General features: G+C 46.2%; 13 protein-coding genes. 6 read left to right on the top strand and 7 right to left on the bottom strand.

Features of this window, described 5'->3' with window-relative positions; genetic code table 11:
- Positions 1-969 carry a 1-phosphofructokinase gene (pfkB, locus tag A1OO_RS09130; protein ID WP_017002792.1) on the top strand — a complete coding sequence of 323 codons (969 nt, stop codon included), beginning with the start codon at positions 1-3 and terminating at the stop codon, positions 967-969.
- Positions 966-2,705, top strand: a complete 1,740-nt coding sequence (fruA, locus tag A1OO_RS09125; protein WP_016962195.1) for a PTS fructose transporter subunit IIBC — start codon at positions 966-968, stop codon at positions 2,703-2,705. The genes pfkB and fruA overlap by 4 nt, the downstream gene beginning before the upstream one ends.
- A gap of 108 nt (positions 2,706-2,813) precedes the next feature.
- Here the strand turns inward: fruA and A1OO_RS09120 are convergent, their stop codons facing one another.
- From A1OO_RS09120 to A1OO_RS09110, 3 genes are all read right to left on the bottom strand, one after another.
- On the bottom strand, positions 2,814-3,281 hold the full coding sequence (locus tag A1OO_RS09120; RefSeq protein WP_016962194.1) for a hypothetical protein: 468 nt from the start codon (positions 3,279-3,281) through the stop codon (positions 2,814-2,816).
- Positions 3,282-3,356: 75 nt separating this feature from the next.
- Complete coding sequence (locus tag A1OO_RS09115) at positions 3,357-4,046, bottom strand: DUF3334 family protein (RefSeq protein ID WP_016962193.1); 690 nt, start codon at positions 4,044-4,046, stop codon at positions 3,357-3,359.
- A gap of 73 nt (positions 4,047-4,119) precedes the next feature.
- On the bottom strand, positions 4,120-7,431 hold the full coding sequence (locus tag A1OO_RS09110) for a HAMP domain-containing sensor histidine kinase (RefSeq protein WP_017002791.1): 3,312 nt from the start codon (positions 7,429-7,431) through the stop codon (positions 4,120-4,122).
- A gap of 282 nt (positions 7,432-7,713) precedes the next feature.
- On the opposite strand from A1OO_RS09110, the gene A1OO_RS09105 reads away from it, so the two are divergent.
- From A1OO_RS09105 to A1OO_RS09090, 4 genes are all read left to right on the top strand, one after another.
- Entirely contained in the window at positions 7,714-8,058 is a 345-nt protein-coding gene (locus tag A1OO_RS09105) for a DUF3802 family protein (protein ID WP_016962191.1), read from the top strand.
- A gap of 122 nt (positions 8,059-8,180) precedes the next feature.
- Positions 8,181-8,897: a tRNA-uridine aminocarboxypropyltransferase gene (locus A1OO_RS09100; RefSeq protein ID WP_016962190.1), complete on the top strand. Its 717-nt coding sequence runs from the start codon at positions 8,181-8,183 to the stop codon at positions 8,895-8,897.
- 153 nt (positions 8,898-9,050) lie between these two features.
- Positions 9,051-9,962 carry an N-acetylglucosamine kinase gene (gene nagK / locus A1OO_RS09095; protein ID WP_017002790.1) on the top strand — a complete coding sequence of 304 codons (912 nt, stop codon included), beginning with the start codon at positions 9,051-9,053 and terminating at the stop codon, positions 9,960-9,962.
- A gap of 213 nt (positions 9,963-10,175) precedes the next feature.
- The gene (locus tag A1OO_RS09090; RefSeq protein ID WP_241819080.1) at positions 10,176-11,453 is read left to right on the top strand and encodes a GGDEF domain-containing protein; all 1,278 of its coding nucleotides are present in this window, start codon (positions 10,176-10,178) and stop codon (positions 11,451-11,453) included.
- A gap of 66 nt (positions 11,454-11,519) precedes the next feature.
- Here the strand turns inward: A1OO_RS09090 and A1OO_RS09085 are convergent, their stop codons facing one another.
- The 4 genes from A1OO_RS09085 to A1OO_RS09070 all read right to left on the bottom strand — a co-directional run bounded on the left by A1OO_RS09085 (position 11,520) and on the right by A1OO_RS09070 (position 16,848).
- Positions 11,520-12,611, bottom strand: a complete 1,092-nt coding sequence (locus A1OO_RS09085; protein WP_016962187.1) for a ketoacyl-ACP synthase III — start codon at positions 12,609-12,611, stop codon at positions 11,520-11,522.
- A 179-nt stretch (positions 12,612-12,790) separates the two neighbouring features.
- Positions 12,791-14,161, bottom strand: a complete 1,371-nt coding sequence (locus A1OO_RS09080; RefSeq protein WP_017002788.1) for an SLC13 family permease — start codon at positions 14,159-14,161, stop codon at positions 12,791-12,793.
- 202 nt (positions 14,162-14,363) lie between these two features.
- Entirely contained in the window at positions 14,364-15,026 is a 663-nt protein-coding gene (locus tag A1OO_RS09075; protein WP_017002787.1) for a SanA/YdcF family protein, read from the bottom strand.
- 130 nt (positions 15,027-15,156) lie between these two features.
- Positions 15,157-16,848 (bottom strand): NAD-dependent malic enzyme, encoded by a 1,692-nt coding sequence (locus A1OO_RS09070; protein ID WP_016962184.1) that lies wholly within the window; start codon positions 16,846-16,848, stop codon positions 15,157-15,159.
- Between the last annotated feature and the right edge of the window lie 246 nt (positions 16,849-17,094).

The raw sequence follows: 17,094 nt of genomic DNA, 5'->3' as shown, positions 1-17,094 counted from the left end.
ATGAAAAATAACGGCGTGGTAACCGTAACGCTTAACCCTGCACTGGATATGACCGGAAGCATGGGAACACTCAAAGCGGGATTCGTTAACTTAATCAATTCATCAAACCTCAACCCAGGTGGCAAAGGCGTGAATGTCGCTAAGGTGCTTGCAGAGCTTGGCGCGAAAGTCACGGTAACGGGCTTCTTAGGCGACGACAACCAAGACCCTTTCGCACATCTGTTTGAACAACTCGGCATTGAAGACAAATTTATTCGTGTGTCAGGCGCATCGCGTATCAACGTGAAGCTAGTTGAAGACACTGGACGAGTGACGGACTTGAACTTCCCTGGAGTCACGGTTGATCTGGCCTCATTGCAGGCATTCGAAAATACCTTGTTTGAATTGGCTAAAACCAATGATCTCTTCGTGATTGCTGGCAGCCTTCCTGTTGGCGTCACTCCAGCTCATTTACATGGCTGGATTGCCGCCCTGCGAGAGAAAGGCAAAAAAGTGTTCTTTGACAGCAGTAATGCAGCACTTGTTGAGGGGCTGAAAGCGTCTCCATGGTTGGTGAAACCGAATGATGAAGAGCTTTCACAGTGGGCAGGACGAGAACTCAATGATTACCAATCCCTGCAGGATGCAGGCTCTGCATTGGCGGCAACAGGCATTCAAAATGTGGTCATTTCTCGCGGGGCAGACGGTGTGTTGTGGTGTAGCGAGGGCGAATGGTTTGCTAGTCAGCCTCCTCGAATGGAGGTTGTCAGCACCGTCGGTGCCGGGGACACCTTAGTTGCAGGACTGTGCTGGGCTGAGCTTAATCAATGGGAAAAAGAACAGGCACTCAGTTTTGCAACGGCGCTATCCGCGCTCGCCGTGACACAGATTAATGTCGGCGTGTCGGATATTTATCAAGTCGAAGCGCTGCAAAACGAGATAAGCGTAAAACAGTTACAAGCAAATCATGAAACAGGGGTAGAAAGATGAAAGCAGTCATTATTACATCGTGCCCAAGCGGTATTGCAAACACTATCATCGCGGCAGGCATGCTGGAAAAAGCAGCGGCAGCGCTGAAGTGGAAAGCAACGATAGAATGCCAAAACACAGTGAAAGCAGTGCAGAAGGCCTCTGCATCGGACATTGAGTCCGCAGACTTAATCATCGCAGTCGGTCCTGTTTCTGACATGGCACGCTTTAATGGCAAGAAGGTTTATCAGGCCTCACTTGACGAATGCTATAGCAGTTCAACGCAATTGATAGAAAATGCAGCGTCAAATGCGAAAGTTTACGCACATAAAGATATTGCGCCAGCGACTGATACTGACAAGGTTGCCTCTGCAAAAATTCGTATCGTCGGCATTACGGCGTGTCCAACCGGTGTAGCGCATACTTTTATGGCCGCTGAAGCCATTGAGGAAGAAGCCAAAGCGCAGGGTATGTGGGTGAAAATTGAAACTCGTGGCTCTGTTGGCGCCAAAAACCAACTGACCGATGAAGAAATTGCGCAGGCAGATTTGGTGTTTATTGGCGCAGATATCGAAGTGGACATGGCCCGCTTTGATGGCAAACGCGTATATCGTACCAGTACCAGTGCGGCCTTAAAAAAGACCAAACAAGAACTGGCTAACGCCTTTGATCAAGCGGCAGTGTATAAGCACGGTCGCACGAAATCTGATAGCGCCAATAAGAATGAGCGCACTGGCGCTTACAAACACTTGATGACAGGTGTATCTCACATGCTGCCATTGGTTGTAGCGGGTGGTTTGTGTATTGCGCTTTCGTTTGTGTTTGGCATCGAAGCGTTTAAAGAGCAAGGTACGTTGGCTGCGGCGTTAATGGAAATTGGTGGCGCAAGTGCGTTTGCATTGATGGTGCCTGTGCTGGCCGGTTTCATTGCATTCTCGATTGCAGACCGTCCGGGCTTAGCACCGGGTTTGATTGGTGGTATGTTGGCCAGTTCAACTGGCGCGGGTTTCCTTGGTGGTATCGTCGCGGGCTTCTTGGCGGGTTACACCGCGAAATTCATTGCGGATAAATTGGAACTGCCAGATTCCATGGCGGCATTGAAGCCAATACTGATTATTCCATTGGTGGCGAGCTTGATCACTGGCCTTGTGATGATCTTCGTTGTCGGTGGTCCTGTTGCTGGCATCATGAATAGCCTGACCGAATTTTTAAACAGTATGGGTTCCACCAATGCCGTGCTATTGGGTGTGATTCTTGGTGCGATGATGTGCTTTGACTTGGGTGGCCCGGTTAACAAGGCAGCATACACGTTTGGTGTGGGTCTGTTGGCCTCTCAAACGTATACGCCGATGGCGGCAGTGATGGCGGCAGGTATGGTGCCAGCAATGGGGATGGGCCTTGCGACGTGGTTAGCAAGAAGCCGATTTTCAGCACAAGAGCGAGAAGCGGGCAAAGCGTCATTTGTCCTCGGAATGTGCTTTATCTCTGAAGGTGCCATTCCGTTTGCCGCGCGTGATCCCATGCGAGTGATTCCAGCGTGTATGGCGGGTGGGGCATTAACGGGAGCCTTGTCGATGCTGGTTGGGGCAAAACTGATGGCACCACATGGCGGTATATTTGTTCTGTTTATTCCGAATGCGATTACCCCTGTACTCCTGTATTTAGGTGCTATCGCCGCCGGTACTGTGGTAACTGGTGTTCTGTATGCCGTGCTGAAACGCAGTGAAGAGCCACAGGCTGTCGCTCAACAAGCTTAATATCTGACAGATAGTTAAAGCTGGAAATAAAAGAGTCGGCCAATGTGCCGACTCTTGTTGTATATCTCTATTTTCCAAGCAATTTACGCGAGCAAATCTGACAATTTGCTAGCGAAATGAGCGGTGAGATTGATAAAGGTTGAGGCCGTTTTGCCCTTGCATAAAAGCAACATGAAGCTCGACCAATACCTCACTTTCTTTTATCCAAGCGTTATCTTGCTGTTGTTGGCAAAATTCCATCATTCCCACAATGATCGTGTCGAGTTTCTTCAGGCTCCAGCGTTTAACCTCTTTTTCGACATCAGCATGAGAAGCCAAACTTTGAAGTTTCGCATAGCAAAACTGCAAATAATTATAAGCTTCATCTATGCGGCCTTCGCTTTGATGAAGACGCTGTAGTTTTTCACAGCCATCGACAAAATAAGCGATGGCATCGCTTTGTGTTTGGCTAATAGGTGGAGCGAAAAGGACAGAGGGCGTATTCGTAATGAGGTTTGCCAACCCATTGACACCGGAACTCGTACCTTCGCTATACCATGACTTGATATCTTCTAACCAAATGTTTGCTGCGTCCATTTGCTCGCTCCTTGGCTCGTTGAGGAGCATGGGCAACCAATCATCACAACGACAAATTACGCCGTTGTGAATAGATTAAATGCCGAGGTCATCCATCAATGAATTGGTTTCTTGCTGCGGCTTACTATTGGATTTCTTTGAATCTTTGCCTTCTAGCTGTTTAGCAATTTCTGTCTCGAGAATATCGTCAGGGTTGAGTTCTTCCGCTTCTTCAAATTCTTCGAGTTGGATGAACTCCGTTCTCTCCATGGAAAGCTCGAGGTAGAAAATATTGTTATCTTCGGTGCTAAAGCTCACTCTGCGAGCCTGAGGGCGATCGATATTGCTATCAACAGTGACATTAATGTTTTTGTTGATTGCCATCATTTTTGGCTGATTTTGGGTAATGTTGGTTTGAAGCGAACGTTTTATTTTACCCGTGAAGTCACCCACCATTTGATTCATTAACTCGCCAAGCACATCAGCTACCTCGTCAGACGTATGAAGAGTGGCTAATTCTTCCTCTGGAATACCCATGTGTGACATGTACTTGGTGTAGAGCTCAAGTGCCGCTTTCGCGTCGAAATTAATGACCACAAGACCAGAAAAACCACCGTCAAAGAGAACGAAGCAGCCAAAATCAGGCTTCAGACTGGTTTTAGTGATTTTCTGAACCATGGCAGAGTAGTGAACAGGTGAATCTGTTGCTTTCGAAAGCACGGATGTAACAGACTTACAAAGCTTCAGTAGGATGTCTTCCGTGGTCACAACTTTAGTTTTTCTCATAAATAACTCGCTCGTTCTTTTTTTAAAATTATCTCGTCAATTGTGGCACTAAATTGGAAAAAGTGCCGAGTTCTCAAGCATCAGGTGTGCTGACTTTTCCATGATCGAGTTCATGTGTTAATGCAATGCGTTTGGATTTAACTGCTGAAATGGTTCCATCGAGTTGTTCATTCAAAGTGAAAATCAACGATTCTATGTCGTTACTTTTTGCATCAGCACTTTGTTCAAGCGAAATACACAAGTCTGAAAGGGCAAATGCCCCAATGCTGCGAGATGATGTTTTTAGTTTGTGTGCAGAGGCTTTTATTTGGTCAAAATCATAAGGGGCATGTGTCATCGCCAAGTCGGTTAATTCCGGCACACAGTGCTTGATGAATTCTCCGAGAACGTCTGCGTAGGTTTCTTTATCTCCCCAGAACAGCTTTTGAAGCACACTGGCTTCGAGTTCCATCTCTACCTGCGGCAGAGCAGTCTCTTGGATCATATTTTCAGACCGCGCGGTGTCGGTGTTCGCTACCTCTTGCAGCGCTGTCTCGTGGATCAAGGGATCGGAGACGTTTAATGCGACACTGGTCGGAGAGGATATTTCCTCGAAGGGCTTGCTCTTAGAGCACCATTTACTCAGTACTTTTTGGATAACATCAATTTCAACGGGTTTCGCTATAAAATCGTTCATGCCTGTCTCAATGCAACGTTCAGCCTCGCCAACAAGTGCATTGGCAGTTAGCGCAATAATTGGGACAAATTCATTTCGTTCTTTTTGAATAGCACGTATGGCATGAGTGAGTTCATAACCGTCCATGTTAGGCATGTGGCAATCGGTCAACACAAGAGTGAATGCCTGTTTACGGTAAGCACGCAAAGCCTCTAAGCCATCACCTGTCATGACGACCTTGTAGCCGAGATAAGTAAGCTGTTTATTGATCACTGTTTGGTTGGTGACATTGTCTTCTGCGACAAGAATGGTTCCTTGTTCTTGATCAGTACGTTCGATGAATGCTTCTCTTGTGCTGGTGTCAAGCGCGGGATAGTCAGGGCTTTCAAGCCCAACACAGATGCGCAAGCCGCTGAGTAGCATCGACAATTTCAATGGCGAAGCATAGACAGCAAACACATCAATACCACCATAACGATGGACGGGGAGTTGCATATCGAGTTCGAGATAGCGAATTTCGACACTAGACGAAAGAAATGGCGGCATGAGTTGTTTGGTTTGTAGATAATCGCGACAGATGACGACGTATTTCACATCGCTTCGCTCAAATTTTTGCTGATGCAGCAATTCGACTGACGTGCTGTGACAGGAAATATTTAACTGTTGCAGATAGTTATCGATGCTAGTTTTTAGGGCGCCGTTTTCTAGTGTGTTGACGCATATCACGCTGCTAAGCGTCTGCGCAGACTCACGCAGCAAGTCAATATTGCAATTTTCTGGAATGTTGATGTTGTCAGCGACAGGCAGTTCAAAACTTACGGTAAATATTGAGCCTATGCCTTCCTCACTTTCAGCGCGAATACTTCCCCCCATAAGAGAAACAATGTTCTGACTGATTGCGAGGCCTAAGCCTGAGCCACCGTAGCGACGAGTCGTTGAATACTCAGCTTGGGTAAATGGTTTGAAAATCGCTTCAAGCTTGTCTTGGCTGATACCAATACCGTTATCACGAATCTCGATGGATATGGATGAGTGGTTGTTGTGTTCAGGTTGATTTTTTATCCAAACTTGCACTTCTCCACGATGTGGTTGACCACCTGAAAATTTAATTCCGTTACCAATAAGGTTAAACAGTATTTGCCGAATGCGGGTAGGGTCACCACTGAGACACGTTGGGACGGAGGGAGATATGTAAAGCGTCAAGGATACGTTTTTGTCTGTCGCCTCTGTTGCCAAATTATCCATCACCTGTTCCGCGATGTTGCGCAATGACAGTGGAACATCATCAATTCGCATCTTTCCGGCTTCAATACGAGAAAAATCGAGAATATCGTTGATGATAGAAAGAAGTGATAACGCCGAATCACGAACCGTTGTGGCCACGCCCATTTGTGTCGCGTCCAACTTTGAGCGCCGCAAAATATCAATCATGCCAATGACGCCGTTCATTGGCGTACGTATTTCATGGCTCATTGCCGCCAAAAACTGTGCTTTGGTTTTTGAAGCCGCCTCTGCCAATTCTTTCTGATAGAGAAGTTGTTCTCTTGCCTGATTTCGCGAAATGATGTGGTCGCGAAAGGAGCTAAGTGCGTGAGAGATTTGGCCCACTTCGTCAGGTCTGTTTTTGTAAAGGATCGGAATCTCGGTATTACCATCAGCGAGGTTGCGCATGGTATCAGCGAGCCTAGCGATAGGCTGCGTGACTTTTTTATAGATGTAAACGGTCAGTGCAATACTGACTAGTGTCATGATGGCAAACAATCCGAAAAAAGATATCTGATTGTTTTTCAATACTTTATGCAGGCTGGCCATGGAGTTGGCCGCACTGAAACTGGTCTCGCGTGAAAACTCTGTTAGCGATGTTTCCAGTGTTTTGTATTCGTTGTTGTTGATGGTTTTAAGGGCATGAATTGCTTCATTCTTTTTGAACGGGTCATACTCGCTAAAGATTCGTTCGGTGCGTGTCACTAGGTCGTTGATGATTCGTTCAATTTCGTCAAGATTTAGCGTGTATTGTTCGTTAGTGGACATCGCCCGTAACTGCTCGAGATAATTGGAAAAGAAAGCAGCATTTTCATGGAAATGTTTAATTTGGTTATCTTCACCGTTGAGATAGAAATACACAGAAGACATCATATCTTCTGCATCCTCTCTCATGAGCCATATGATTTGTTGGTTCTCAACGTTTGTCTCAGTATCGTTGCTAACATCTAACCCTAACAGCGCTTGAATGGCACGATTCAATTCTGGTGCAAGGTCTTTCTTGATCAGTTTCTTTTCATTCATTGCCCACTTTTCTCTTTGTGGGTCGTATTGTCTGAGTACCTCACTTTCGATTTTCGTTTCGAACGCTTTGTAATTACTTTCAATACGATGAAGTTTACTGGCGTTATCACCATGAATCTTATTCAGCTCTTTCAACGAAACTTCAAATTGGTTCTTGTTCTTGAAATAGGTGTCGAGTGAGGCGCTTTCGCCTAAGGCATAGCTCAGCATATTCCGGTTCATTTCACCGACGAAACGTAGCATAGAGACTGAAAGTAGGGCGCGTGGGATTTCTAACTGGCGGGTATTCGTGGTGTCAGTGCTGGCGGTATCATGCATGACATAGGTGGATATAGAGAGCAGCATGGCGCAAAGTGTCATCATTGCCATAATAAATCCCACTTTCCCTACGATACTTTTGGAAAAGGGGAATTGATTGTCGCGCTGGATTTGGTTTTCTGACATCACGAATCCTTGATGAGTGACACTTTCGTCCAGTAAGTGCAGGTGGTGACATTTTTAGCGTGATTTAGGCATTAATTTTTATAGGATGGTGCCAACTTATTTCGCCATGAAAAGACGCGTTAAAGTGCTACGCTTGCGTCATCGAACTTATAATGTAGTAACACTGGGCTCTCTTGTGAGTACTATGACTCAAATAAGTGACATATGGCTAATTAATTGGTATCAATTTTCATGTCAGAGCAATAAAATTGGACGTAGGAAGTCACGCATTGGAGGTATTAAATGGTCGTTGAGTCAGATGGATATGCGGCTCTAATTGAGTATTTCATTGAAAACTTGGCTGTGTTTGCTGCGTCAGGTGACAAAGTTGGTTCTGAAAACATTGATGATCTTGTCCATGAACTGGTTGCAAGCCAACTTATGGTCATTTGTGAACAGAACAAAGACATGCCACAACCACTGCGCTTTGCGGTGATGAGCGAAGCGGATAAAGTGGTTGCCGATTTAGAAGAGATATTGAGCTCGGTTTGGAATCAGAAACCTACGTTTGCTCAGATTAACGTGCTTGAAGAGTATATTGGTCTGGTTAAAAACCTGTTTGATGCTGCTGTTGCTGAGTGTGCTTAAACCTCTGGTGGTAACGTCGGGATGGCACTAAGTTCGCGCATATCGCATCTTAGCGCAAACAAGTGGTTGCACTGCTCTCTGCTCTGATTAAAATGCGCCTTTATTCTTTTAAGGCGCACCCCATGAAACCTCACGCCATTCACAAACTCTACGATCAAAGGCTTGCGCAATCGACTAAGCCATTTCGTGCGCGAGGGGCCAGTGTTGTTCGCTGTATTCACTGCATGGTTGTTGAAAGGTTATGTATTTGTGAAGAAAGACAAACCTTGACGACGAACGCCGGATTTTTGCTCGTTATGTATGATGATGAGGTATTAAAGCCGAGTAATACTGGGCGTCTCATCGCGGATACAGTTGAAGATACCTACGCGTATATTTGGTCGCGTAAAACGCCCAATGAAGAGATGGTGGCGTTGGTCAATGACCCGATATGGCAGCCATTCGTTGTTTTCCCTGCACAGTATGCCAGCGAAGACCGCGTTGTTAGTCAGCCAGTGATAAAAGCGGGAAAACGTCCTCTTTTCATCATGATTGATGGCACTTGGCAGGAAGCGAAAAAAATATTCCGTAAGAGCCCTTGGTTAGATGAAGTGCCCGTTCTAAGCATCAAGGTCGATACGCAATCGCGTTATCAAATGAGAGAAGCGAACGGTGAAGGTCAGCTTGCAACAGCAGAGGTGGCCGCACAAGTGCTGGCACTTGCGGGGGATATCAAAGCGTCCCAATGTTTGGATGCATGGTTTGATGTGTTCCGTGAGTACTATTTGACGGGGAAAAAACAGCGTAATCTCCCAGACCCGGCTGCGCTTGATAAATATAGAGAGCTTCGAACCCTCTAATTTAACAATGGTTTGCGATTCACTTCGCATAGTTGTAGCGCTGAAAAGACGACACAAAGAGTTACTTTGTCTTTAGTCACATTAAGAACCGTTTGAAACAGGGATAATTCAAACAGATTGACGATTTTGCTATTAGGAACAACGGAGTAAAGGATGTATTACGGCTTTGATGTAGGTGGCACCAAAATTGAGTTTGGCGCATTTGACAATGATCTAAAGCGTCAGGCAACAGAGCGCGAGCCTACCCCTGGAGACAACTATGAGCTGTTGGTTGAAACGCTAGCGGGCTTAGTGGCGAAATACGACCAAAAATTTGGTTGTGAAGGCACGGTCGGGCTTGGTATTCCCGGCATTGAAAAGGCTGAAGATGGCACAGTGTTAACGGTCAATGTGCCAGCTGCGAAAGGTAGAACGCTTCGTGCAGATCTTGAAGCAAAAATTGGCCGAGCGGTAGCGCTTAACAATGATGCGAACTGCTTCGCGCTGTCTGAAGCGTGGGATGAAGAGCTTCAAGGTGAAAAGGTTGTCCTTGGCTTGATTCTGGGCACAGGGTTCGGCGGTGGCATTGTGCTGGATGGCAAGATTGTTTCTGGTAAGAATAATGTCGCGGGTGAGCTCGGACACATGCGCATGCCGATTGACGCTTGGCTGCACCTTGGTAAAAATGCGCCAATTTTTGAATGTGGTTGTGAGAAAAAAGGCTGTATCGACAACTATCTCTCTGGTCGCGGATTTGAAATGCTGTACACGCATTTTCATGGAGAAGAGAAAAAAGCGGTCAATATTATTGCGGATTTTAAAGCAGGTGAATCTCGTGATGTTGAGTTCGTCGACATCTATATGGAAATGCTAGCGATGGTCTTTGCTGGTTTGTTTACCGGTATTGATCCCGATGTGGTGGTGTTAGGTGGTGGACTGTCGAATTTCGATGCCATCTATGAAGAAATGCCTAAACGTCTTCCTAAGCATTTACTTTCCATTGCTCACCCTCCAAAAATCATCAAAGCCAAGCACGGAGACTCCGGCGGAGTCCGTGGCGCTGCATTTTTGAATATCCAGCGCTAAAGTCTTAGCTGAGACGCTTGGAAACGAAAGGCACCTGAGTGAAAGGTGCCTTTTCTCATACCAAAACATTAAATTGGCTTCATGTACCGCTGATCTATTCGGCGTTATGTGTGAAATAATTCCTCAGCTATCTGAGTTGTATCAATAAGAATTGGATAAGTTGATCAGGTGATTTTGAAACAGAACACTTCGCGAACTCTTTTCGTACTCCTTGTGCTTTTATTCTTGTCTGTCGTCGCCATTTTTTGGTTTTATGCTGGTGGTGCGCGTTCAACCTACACGGTATCTCCAACAGAGTTTAAGGTTGAATATATTGATGACACCCCAATGGGGGGAGATACACAAGGAAGTGTTACCGTTGATGGCGATGGATACGTTGTTCTTAACTGCAATCTGGGTAAAGCGCACCGATGGCCTTTCTGTGAAGTGGCGATCAGTTTAAGCGCGGATGCTGCAAACGGGATTGATTTAACGCACTATCATTCTATGGTCATTGAGGCTGCTTACGATACGCCTGAGCCGAATCAGCGCTTACGCGTGTATCTGAGAAACTTCAATTCGGCATACTCTCGTATTGATGACCCTGTTTCGCTGAAATTTAATGGGCTTGAATACAACCCGAGTGGATCGATGTCTGAGTACGTGCTGCCTTTAAAAGCGTTTCAGGTTATCTCTTGGTGGATCTCTGATCTAGATATACCGCTGGAGCATGCTGGGCCAGAATTGAGTAATGTCTCATTGATAGAGATAGCAACGGGTAGTGCGCCAATATTGGGTGAGCATGAGCTTGTTATCAGAGGTATTCGCTTTGAGGGACTGATGCTCTCAGAGTCTCAGCTTTTTCGTGGAATAACGTTTGTTTGGCTTGCCACTATCATGACGCTATTGACGGTTAAATACACGCAAAGCCGACGTATCTATAATCTGGAGCGTTCACGAGCAGACCGTTTGAAAGTGATTAACTTGGCGTTAAAGCAAAAAAGTGAAACCTTGTCAGTGCTTGCCAATACTGATGCACTCACAGGCTTGAGAAATCGCTTGGGTATCTATCAGGAACTCGAAAAACATATTACTTCGATGGACGATAGAAGCTGCACGGTGTTGTGTTTGGACATTGACCACTTTAAGTATGTCAATGACACCTACGGTCATGACATGGGTGACAAACTACTCGTGAGTACGGCGAAAATCATGCGAGAATCAGCAAGTACTAGCGATGTCATTGTCCGTTGGGGGGGAGAAGAGTTTGTGATTTTCTGTCCTAAGCGCAACTTAGCTCAAGCATCCTTCTTAGCCGAAAGAATTCGATCCGCGTTTGAGTCTACAGCATGGTCTCATGGCGAATTGCTAACGTGCAGTATTGGTGTGTCATCGATGCGCGAAGCCAGTATCGCTGCAATGATCGCAGATGCTGATGACGCTCTTTATCGAGCCAAACAACTCGGAAGAAATCGGGTGGAAGTGTTTGCTGAAACACTGATGACGGTTTAAACAAAAAAAGCAGCGTTGATAAGCTGCTTTTTTTAAATTTCATTTTTTTTCTATGCGGTGCGCTGTTTACAGCTGTGTTTTTTCAGCGTTTGCTTTGCAGTGTTTAACCGCATTTTCTAGCAAGCCCAGAGCGGATGTTTCTGGCTCAGGAAGTGCGGCGTCCGACACGTTAATCGGCGAAGTGCGATCACCCCAACGTATCACGCCCGCACCCCAAGTCAGGCCTGCACCAAATGCTGCCATCAACAATGTGCTGTTTGGTGTCACTCGGCCTTCTTCAACGGCTTCACACAACGCGATTGGAATGGTTGCAGCCGAAGTATTGCCATACTTGTGGATATTAATAAACGCTTTATCCAACGGGATCTTTGCGTGATCGCAAAGTGCTTCGATAATGCGCTTGTTAGCTTGATGTGGGATCACCAAGTCAATATCACTTTCCGTTGCATTAGCGCGTCCGAGAACGGCACTTGCAGCGGCTCCCATGCCTTTTACGGCACGTCTGAAAATTTCACGGCCAACGAAGTTAAAGCTGAAATAGCCGCTGTCTTCTTCAAAGCGCTGCATGGCGGTGCCAAATGCAGGGATAGCGAGCACATCTCTTCCTTCGGAATCACAGCCAAGTTGGGCTTCGAGTAGTCCTACTTCTTTATCTGTTTTACTCAGCACAACGGCGCCTGCGCCATCACCAAACAAAACGGCAGTATCACGTTTGCTCCAATCGAGATACCAGCTCAAGCGCTCCGCACCAATGATCACTGCATGTTGATACGCACCAGCCTGAATCATTCTCGTCGCTGTTTCAAGCGCATACAAAAATCCGGTACACGCTGCGTTTAAATCGAACGCAGCCGCTTTCTTAGCGCCAATTTCAAGCTGTACTTTCGAGGCAATGTTCGGAATTAACGTATCTGGCGAGCAAGTGGCGACGATGATGAGATCAACATCAGCACCTTCAATCCCCGCTGTTGCCAGCGCATGTTTTGCGGCAATTGTTGCCATGTCTGATGTGTTGACGTGGCTGATGCGGCGAGCACTGATACCGGTTCGAGAAGAAATCCATTCGTCTGAAGTGTCAATGATGGTGCTTATGTCGTTGTTGGTGAGTTCTGCCTGAGGTAAGCATTTTCCCCAGCCAGTAATTTCGGCAAATGGCATGAGAGTCTCTTGTTTTGTTTTAACTGTTGCCAGTGTACCGCTGTTATATTATTGAAACAAATAGCGTGCTGTGCGCTGTGAACAATAGCGACATATTCCTGAGCAAGGATACTGAAACCAAAAGTGGCCCGAAGGCCACATGGTTTACGTGTTGATTGCGCCTTGAAAACGAGGTTCTGTTACCAAAACAACCAAGCAAATATCGCGAGAACAGTAATGGCAACCACATTCAAGTAAATTCCTGCACGCATCATCTCTGACTGTTTGATGTGACCTGATGCGAAAACAATGGCATTTGGCGGCGTGGCGACAGGCAACATAAAGGCACAGGAGGCTGCAATGGCAATCAATGCAGACAGAATTACGGGTGAAACCCCAAGTGCTTCAGCAACCGTGGCGAATACAGGTACGAGAAGCGCAGCACTCGCGGTGTTACTGGCAAATTCCGTCAGAAACACGACAAATGCCACAACAGCCAGCAAGGTAAAGAAGATGCCTGCTGATGAAAGGAAGCTGCTCAACGATTCAGCCAAGAACACACTGGTCCCGGTCGCTTTCAACACGTTGCTCAAACACAAGCCGCCACCAAACAGCAGTAATACACCCCAGTCTGTTGTTTTCTCGATATCTTTCCAATTAACCACACGTGATGCGCCAAGAAGGATAATGGCAGAGATAGCGACAAGGGAGTCAAATTTACTTAAGCCACCCAGCATTTGGTTGATTGGCTTACTGAAGATCCAACAGAACACCGTCAGTGCAAAAATAGCCAGAGTAAGACGACGCGCATTGGTCCACTCAATAGGCTTGTGATCCAGTTCGAAGGTGTGGTTCAAATTGGGTTTGGTCAAGAAATAAAGAACGGCAATGGTGATCGGTAACAACGTGACGGTAATTGGCAGGCCTAGTTTCATCCACTCTATAAAGTTTAAGTTAACTTCTGCCGCTGCAATGGCGTTGGGAGGGCTACCAACAATTGTCGCGATACCACCAATGCTGGCGCAATATGCGATACCTAGAAGTACAAACACGTAGGTACCACGGTCAGATTTTGCATTGACCTTGCTGAGTACGCCAAGAACCAATGGCAGCATCATTGCCGTTGTTGCTGTGTTTGAAATCCACATTGAAAGGCCGGCAGTAACACCAAACAACATCATCACAGCAACGCTCATTCTGCCTTTGGCAATGACCAGCACTTTGTCGGCAATGGCCTGATCAAGTTTTTGGGTATGAAGCGCAGCCGCTAGCGCAAAGCCACCCAGAAAGAGAAAGATAATGGGATTGGAAAAATTTGACAGCGCTGTAGAGGTATTAAAGACCCCTAAACCGACGGCAAGTACCGGAACAAGCAGCGCAGTAATACTGACGTGTAGCGCTTCGGTAAGCCAAAGTACGGCGATGAAAACAAGCAGGCTTAGACCGACGACAACGTCCTTCTCGAAAGGAAGGAAGGTCATCATAAGGGTGAACAGTGCAACGTTGGCTATAAGAATTAGGCTATTTTTGTTAAACAGCCAATCTTTGAAAGCAAGGGTTAATGCTGTCATATCGACTTCCTCTAAGAATATGTAGGGTGGTTTTTATTGTTTGAATTGAATTCAACTGCATTATTGCCTACCTAAATGATTTCGTAGAGAGCGCCAAACCACATCATTAACAAGATGTTGCTTGAATGTTTAAAACTGGGATGGCGTGAATTTTAAATGGGTAGGTTTCCACCCACCAGATTTGAGAGGGTGTGACAGAGTGTTACTCAGGAAGAGAAAGTGTTTCGGTCGGGATGGTTTCTTTGGGGCCGAGGAATTTGGGCTGCTCGTTTAGAACATAGATATCCAGCACGGCTTTTACTCGTGCAAGTATTTCACGAGCGCGTATTTTTAAACCTGCCAGCCCTTTTGGACTTGGCACGGCCAGACAAATAGCATCAATTTCGTAATAGTCTGCAATGAAGAGGGCGCGTTCACAGTGAAATGCTTGAGTGACTAGCGTGAATTCGTCTGCATCAAAGACTTTCTTGGCTCGTACGATGGAATCAAGCGTTCTAAATCCTGCGTAATCAAGAAAGATACGGTCATCAGGAATACCTGCTTTTAGCATATCTCTTTTCATCGTCCATGGTTCGTTATAAGAGCGATGCGCGTTGTCACCACTGAGCAGCAATACATCGACTTTGTTGTTGAGATAAAGGCGTTGAGCCGCTTCTATTCGGTAGGTATAAAAAGGGTTAAGGGTCTTTCCAATGTATTTGCTGGTGCCCAATACCAAGCCAACATGACGAGCAGGCGTTTCAGCGATCGAATCGTAAATGCGATCTTTTGCTTGATAAGAGACCCAGAGATCCATCGCCGCAATACTGAGTAGCGAGATAATAAAAAGAATAAAGACAGCAGTTGACGCTTTTCGAAATGACATCACAATTAGAAAGGTACTAAAACCAGTGAGGAACCAGAAGGTTAAACTAAAAAATGAAAAAAAACAAAAAGAACCGCCGCTTCCTTACGGAAAACGGAGGTTCTTGTTCAAATTATTTAATGATTCAGCGTTAGAATGACGTACGTTTGTACTGACGGTACTTCGGTTCCCAGAAGATCGCATCAATGCGTTCTTGTAACACGTCGTCGGTCAGTTCCAGCGCAACACCGTCTTCAATGGCTTTCTTTGCCACAGCGAGAGCAATGTATCGCGATACCGACTGAATCTCTTCTAGAGGCGGTAGCAGTGGACCTCGACCATATTTTGCTAACGGAGAACATTCGGCCAATGCGCGGCTTGATTCCATCAACATGCCATCAGTCACGCGTTTCGCGTCTGTTGCCAGCACACCGAGACCAATGCCAGGGAAGATGTAGCTGTTGTTACACTGGGCGATGGTATAGGTTTTACCACCATCCAGAACAACGGGATCAAACGGGCTTCCCGTCGCCACTAATGCTTCGCCGTTGGTCCAACGCAGAATATCAAACGGCGTGGCTTCCACGCGGCTTGTTGGATTTGACAGTGGAAATACAATCGGGCGTTCGCAATGTTCATGCATCGCTTTGATCACATCTTCGCTGAACAAGCCTGGTGCACCAGAGACTCCAATCAAGACTGTAGGCTTAGCATTCTTCACCACGTCTAACAGGGAGATGTTTTGGTCTGCGAGTTCCCAATTTTTAATTGCTGACGATTTCTGAACCAACTTCTGTTGGAAGTCGAGCAGGTTTGGCATGGCATCAATCAATAGACCCCAGCGATCAACCATGAAGACGTGTTGTCGCGCTTCTTTGTCGCTGATCCCTTCGGAAACCATTTGGGCAATAATCGCTTCAGCGATACCACAGCCAGCAGAGCCCGCACCAAGGAAGGTGACACGTTGGTCGGATAGCTTGGTGCCTGCAGCTTTACAGGCGGCAATCAAAGATCCCACGGTAACAGCAGCGGTACCTTGAATGTCGTCATTAAAACAGCAGACGCGATCTTTGTAGCGCTCAAGGATTGGCATTGCGTTCTTTTGTGCGAAATCCTCAAACTGGATCAGTGCATCTGGCCAGCGATGCTGAACGGCTTGGATGAATTCTTCGATAAAATCATCGTAATCTTGGCCTGTGATACGCGTATGCCTCCAACCCATGTACATAGGGTCAGACAATCGCTGTGGGTTATTGGTACCCACATCCAATACGATTGGCAATGTATAAGCGGGGCTGATACCACCACATGCGGTATAAAGCGAAAGCTTGCCAATAGGAATACCCATGCCACCGATACCTTGGTCACCCAGACCAAGAATACGTTCACCGTCAGTCACCACGATAACTTTAACGTTGTGGCGAGAAGCATTGTTAAGCATGTCGTCAATGCGGTAGCGGTTCGGGTAAGAGATAAACAAGCCACGGCCACGACGATAAATTTCAGAGAAATTTTCACAGGCTGCACCGACAGTCGGGGTGTAGATTATCGGCATCATTTCGCTGATATGGCTATTCACTAAGCGATAAAACAGGGTTTCGTTAGTATCTTGGATATTGCGCAAATAAATGTGCTTATCCATATCGTTTTCGAAACGCTGATATTGTTTGTAGGCACGTTCTGCCTGTTCTTCTATTGACTCAATAGCTTCTGGAAGTAGGCCTTCCAGATTGAAGAACATCCGCTCTTCAACAGAGAACGCACTGCCTTTGTTAAGCAGCGGCGTTTCAAGCAACGCTGGGCCAGCGTATGGAATGTAGAGTGGACGTTTTTGATTATGCATGAAGAAGACAACTCAATTCTTTCAGAAGACATGATTAAAATAGGGTAAGTGTTTAGACAGACGGGAATTTACTTCCCGTTTAAGCAGTGTAGTGGTGTTGACCTTGCACGTTCAAGATCATTTTAAACAAAGCGACCACCTGAACCTTAAACAGTGACCTACTACAAACAAGTCGGGTGGATATCCACTCATCTCGTTGTCTATTGAAAATCAAGAAACGTTTGGCGCTGTTTGGGCACTGTTCTG

Source organism: Enterovibrio norvegicus FF-33 (assembly GCF_000286835.2).
Taxonomy (GTDB): domain Bacteria; phylum Pseudomonadota; class Gammaproteobacteria; order Enterobacterales; family Vibrionaceae; genus Enterovibrio; species Enterovibrio norvegicus_A.
The sequence above is the reverse complement of the archived record's forward strand: the minus strand, read 5'-3'. Positions and strand labels throughout refer to the sequence as shown.

What these genes read in the sequence shown, in the direction of transcription:
- A1OO_RS09075 (WP_017002787.1), bottom strand. Translation starts at nt 15,026, where the DNA reads ATGTCATTTCGAAAAGCGTCAACTGCTGTCTTTATTCTTTTTATTATC.
- nagK (WP_017002790.1), top strand. Translation starts at nt 9,051, where the DNA reads ATGTATTACGGCTTTGATGTAGGTGGCACCAAAATTGAGTTTGGCGCA.
- A1OO_RS09110 (WP_017002791.1), bottom strand. Translation starts at nt 7,431, where the DNA reads ATGTCAGAAAACCAAATCCAGCGCGACAATCAATTCCCCTTTTCCAAA.
- A1OO_RS09115 (WP_016962193.1), bottom strand. Translation starts at nt 4,046, where the DNA reads ATGAGAAAAACTAAAGTTGTGACCACGGAAGACATCCTACTGAAGCTT.
- pfkB (WP_017002792.1), top strand. Translation starts at nt 1, where the DNA reads ATGAAAAATAACGGCGTGGTAACCGTAACGCTTAACCCTGCACTGGAT.
- A1OO_RS09080 (WP_017002788.1), bottom strand. Translation starts at nt 14,161, where the DNA reads ATGACAGCATTAACCCTTGCTTTCAAAGATTGGCTGTTTAACAAAAAT.
- A1OO_RS09100 (WP_016962190.1), top strand. Translation starts at nt 8,181, where the DNA reads ATGAAACCTCACGCCATTCACAAACTCTACGATCAAAGGCTTGCGCAA.
- A1OO_RS09105 (WP_016962191.1), top strand. Translation starts at nt 7,714, where the DNA reads ATGGTCGTTGAGTCAGATGGATATGCGGCTCTAATTGAGTATTTCATT.
- fruA (WP_016962195.1), top strand. Translation starts at nt 966, where the DNA reads ATGAAAGCAGTCATTATTACATCGTGCCCAAGCGGTATTGCAAACACT.
- A1OO_RS09070 (WP_016962184.1), bottom strand. Translation starts at nt 16,848, where the DNA reads ATGCATAATCAAAAACGTCCACTCTACATTCCATACGCTGGCCCAGCG.
- A1OO_RS09085 (WP_016962187.1), bottom strand. Translation starts at nt 12,611, where the DNA reads ATGCCATTTGCCGAAATTACTGGCTGGGGAAAATGCTTACCTCAGGCA.
- A1OO_RS09120 (WP_016962194.1), bottom strand. Translation starts at nt 3,281, where the DNA reads ATGGACGCAGCAAACATTTGGTTAGAAGATATCAAGTCATGGTATAGC.